Source organism: Pseudomonadales bacterium, from assembly GCA_013215025.1.
Classification (GTDB): domain Bacteria; phylum Pseudomonadota; class Gammaproteobacteria; order Pseudomonadales; family DT-91; genus DT-91.
This window is the reverse complement of record JABSRR010000214.1, coordinates 1-3,812: the sequence shown is the minus strand read 5'-3', so window position 1 is coordinate 3,812 and position 3,812 is coordinate 1. Positions and strand designations below refer to the sequence as shown.

General features: G+C 47.6%; 3 protein-coding genes. 2 read left to right on the top strand and 1 reads right to left on the bottom strand.

Features of this window, described 5'->3' with window-relative positions; genetic code table 11:
- Positions 1-1,330 precede the first annotated feature (1,330 nt).
- Together HRU21_11945 and HRU21_11940 are read left to right on the top strand one after the other, a co-directional pair.
- Positions 1,331-2,350 carry a transposase family protein gene (locus tag HRU21_11945; GenBank protein NRA43001.1) on the top strand — a complete coding sequence of 340 codons (1,020 nt, stop codon included), beginning with the start codon at positions 1,331-1,333 and terminating at the stop codon, positions 2,348-2,350.
- Positions 2,350-3,192: an ATP-binding protein gene (locus HRU21_11940; protein NRA43000.1), complete on the top strand. Its 843-nt coding sequence runs from the start codon at positions 2,350-2,352 to the stop codon at positions 3,190-3,192. The genes HRU21_11945 and HRU21_11940 overlap by 1 nt, the downstream gene beginning before the upstream one ends.
- A gap of 217 nt (positions 3,193-3,409) precedes the next feature.
- On the opposite strand, the gene HRU21_11935 is transcribed toward HRU21_11940, so the two are convergent.
- Positions 3,410-3,562: a hypothetical protein gene (locus tag HRU21_11935; GenBank protein ID NRA42999.1), complete on the bottom strand. Its 153-nt coding sequence runs from the start codon at positions 3,560-3,562 to the stop codon at positions 3,410-3,412.
- Positions 3,563-3,812: the final 250 nt, after the last annotated feature.

Here is a 3,812-nt window from a genome sequence, read left to right as displayed (position 1 = left end):
TTTCCTTTTGGACAGTTTATTTTTTTTATGGAAATGCGTCAAAAGTGAAGGATCTGCCACAGAGTCCCTCGCTAGTTTATTTACGAGATAACTACTCATGTTGAAGCTTTGGTGTCAGCGGTCGCGCTGTTTAAGGGATTTCGGGGATCTGGTGATCAGATATGCTGCAGGCCATAAAAAAATCCCCTCATTTAGTCTGGAAAAACTAGCCGAGGAGATCTAAGTCCCTTTAATCGAAAAAAATAAGGGAATTGGCTATGTTTCATTTGTTCTCCTCTGAGTCTACATTTTTCCAAAAACTTCTTAAATATGACCACGATAAGATCGCCGAGCTAAGAAAGCTGGGATGTCCTCATTGTCGGGGAAAACTAGATCAGGCAAACTTTCGTCGCAAGCCGCGATGCCCTTTTGGCGATCTTCCCGAAGAGTTTCATATTCGTCTCAGCCTTTGCTGCCGCAAGCAGGGATGTCGCAAGAGGTGCACTCCTCCGTCTCCTAGGTTCTTCGGACGGCGGGTCTATTGGTCCTTGGCGATGCTTCTAGTTTCAGCGCAGCTGTTATTCTCTGGGCCGGACGCCCGCACCCAGAAACGGTGGCTGCTGTGGTGGAATGAGGACTTTGTACAATCTTCAGGCCACAAGGCTATCCGAAGCTACTTCTACTCCAGTGTTCGTGGTACCGATACGGAATACCCTTACCTCCTGTTGGAGCAGTCCCAGCATAATGATGAGTCCATCCTTAATCTGCTTTCGATGCTAGCCCTATGTTTTTCACATTCCCCGTTGGGGATAAGTGCACGATAAAATTTGGCCCTGTGATTGACGCAGAAGTTGGTAAGAGCTTTCTATGACTTATATATTTATTGTGACCTCCTTTTTAAATCGATGTTTAAAGGAGGATGTGAATGACCGGATCGAATGGACCACCAAAAAAACGGGAAATTGGTCAGTTCCGCTTTTCCATAGTCGGGGGAATTCTAGCTTGCCCGCCGACGGATGATAGCCTCATAACCGAGCTTCGCCGCTTAGCAAATATTCAATGGTTGCACCCTGTCACCAAGGAGCACCGGACCTATAGCGTCGGCACTATCGAGCGGTGGTTTTATATTGCTAGAAAAGCCCGTGACCCTGTCGATGCTCTCTGTAGCATACCCAGAAGGGATCGAGGTCTCAGCAAGATGGTGACAGAGACCGTCAAGTCTCTAATCTGTGACCAGTATCAGCGGCACCCAGATTGGACCAAATCTCTACACCACTCAAACTTGAAAGTCCTCATGCATAAAGATCCGTCTCTTGGCAAGTGTCCGTCCTATTCTACACTCAGGAGGCATATGAATTCCGAGGGTATGAAGAGACAGCCAAGACCAAAAAAAGAGACGCCTGGCCGCCAACTCGCTCGTGACCGCCTAAACTCCCGTGAAGTCAGAAGCTTTGAGATGGAGTATGTTTCTTCCTTGTGGCATTTAGACTTTCACCATGGCTCCCGCCAGATTCTTAACTCAAAAGGCCAGTGGGAGAAACCTATCTGCCTCGCCATCCATGACGACCATTCGCGTCTCTGCTGCCATATCCAGTGGTACCTTAGTGAAAGCTGTGAAAACTTGGTCCATGGACTCTCTCAAGCTTTTCTGAAGCGAGGCCTTCCAAGGTCTCTGATGACTGACAACGGCTCTGCAATGAAAGCCGACGAATTTACCCAGGGACTATCCCGGCTGGGTGTCATCCACGACCCATGTCTGCCTTACTCTCCCTATCAGAATGGCAAGACAGAGCGATTTTGGGCGATCCTCGAATCAAGACTCATGCCGATGCTGCCAAACGACAAAGATCTTGATCTGAGAGAATTGAACAAATTCACCATCTCCTGGGCTGAAATGGGCTACAATAAAGAAACCAACAGAGAAACCGGCCAGCCGCCTCTGGATCGCTTTATTTCCAGCCAAGATGTCTCTAGACCCTCGCCCAACCCGGAAGCACTAAAAGAAGCCTTCAGAGGCAGAATTACGAGACGACAAAGGTCCTCCGATGGCACCGTGACGGTCCATGGCAGGCGCTATGAAATCCCATATGCTTACCGTCATTTCGAATCACTTCTTATGCACATTGCTAAATGGGATCCCTCGTTTGTCCATTTGGTCGATCCAGACACTGATAAATTGATGGCTAGGCTTTGGCCGGTGGACAACCAAGGCAACTCTGATGGATTAAGACGAGCAACGGGAAATGACAGGTTGCCAATGCCTGTCCCAGATCCCGAGGCTGCACCACTATTGCAAAAATACTTAGAAGACTTTGCCGCAACAGGCATGCCTTTGCCCTATATCCCACAAAACGAAACCCAGGAGTCTTAATGAATAACAGGAGTTTACTATCTATGTATGGGCTTAAATGGAATCCTTTTTCGCCGGAAATCCCGAAGGAAGGTCTGATCACGAATGACCGGACAGACAAATTCATCTGGAAAATCGAAAACCTGGTGATGGATGGGGGTTTTGCCATGATCTCCGGAGACCCCGGCACCGGAAAATCAGTCGTCCTTAGGCTGATAAACGACAAACTGGAGGGGATGCGTGACTTGACAGTGGGCGCACTATCGAGGCCTCAGAGTGCAATTGCCGACTTTTACAGGGAGGTAGGCAACCTCTTTGGAATAGAACTCAAAGGGAGTAATCGATTCGCCGGGTTCAAAATCCTAAGGGAAAAGTGGCACAACCATATCGAATCCAGCCTGCTCAGACCCGTACTTTTAATAGATGAAGCCCAAGAAATGCCCGCGACGGCTCTCAACGAGCTTCGTCTACTGTCGAGTACGGAATTCGACTCTAAGAATATCCTGACTGTGGTGCTCTGCGGGGACAGGCGACTGCCAGAAAAGTTTCGGATGCCTGATTTGATCCCTCTTGGCAGCCGCATCCGAACTCGGCTTGTTATGGAGGCCGAGACCAAAAAAGATTTAGCCGAATTCCTGGAACAATCCATAACCCTCGCAGGAAATCCAGGACTCATGACTCCGGGGCTCATCAAAACGCTTGCGGAACAGTCTTCAGGTAACTACAGAGCCATGTGCATCATGGCAGGGGAGTTGCTAGCGGAGGCATTCTCCAATAAACAATCTCAGCTAGATGAACAGATATTTTTTGAGACCTTTGCACCTCATAAAAAGGCTAGAAAAAAAGGAGCGCGATCATCATGATGTTAGAGCACATAAATCTTGAGAATATCGAAGAAATCTTAGCTGCGGTTAGACGGGAAATCGAAGAAGCCCTGGTGATCATAGCTGCCATAAGAAAGGAACGCTCATATCAGGACCTCGAGACACTTTTCTGATGGAACGCTGGCCTAATCATAGGTCAGCCACTCTTGCTTCCCTAAATTAGCACGAACGACCACCCCTTAAATAACGTGATTGCTCACACTAGAAGTACAGTAACAATGATATTCAATACGGCCATCAATGACTCTACCGCAGCTTTAACACCTGGCGGAACGTCTTCTTGTTCAAAAGCTTTTTCAAGCTGCTCTTTACATTGATCAATCTGACTTCGGATGGACGCCTTTGTCACCTCTGGACCTCTACGGACTCAGGTTGCCACAACTCTAACTCTCAAGAAGAACTATAACACGGTTTTTTTATGCGGGATTTTTGTCCTGAGGATCGATTGTGAGGGGTAGTGAAAATTTTTTAGAGAAGCACCATCTGACTAGAATTTACGTGCCGCAGAAAGGCAAATGGATATCACTAAGGATGATATTTACAGCCTTGAGAAGGGGGAAGGTAAAAACCAAAAATTCTACCAAAACCCTGTCAAGTAA

Bases quoted from the DNA above. Each gene is read 5' to 3' on its own strand.
- HRU21_11945 (NRA43001.1), top strand. From the start codon at position 1,331: ATGAATTCCGAGGGTATGAAGAGACAGCCAAGACCAAAAAAAGAGACG.
- HRU21_11940 (NRA43000.1), top strand. From the start codon at position 2,350: ATGAATAACAGGAGTTTACTATCTATGTATGGGCTTAAATGGAATCCT.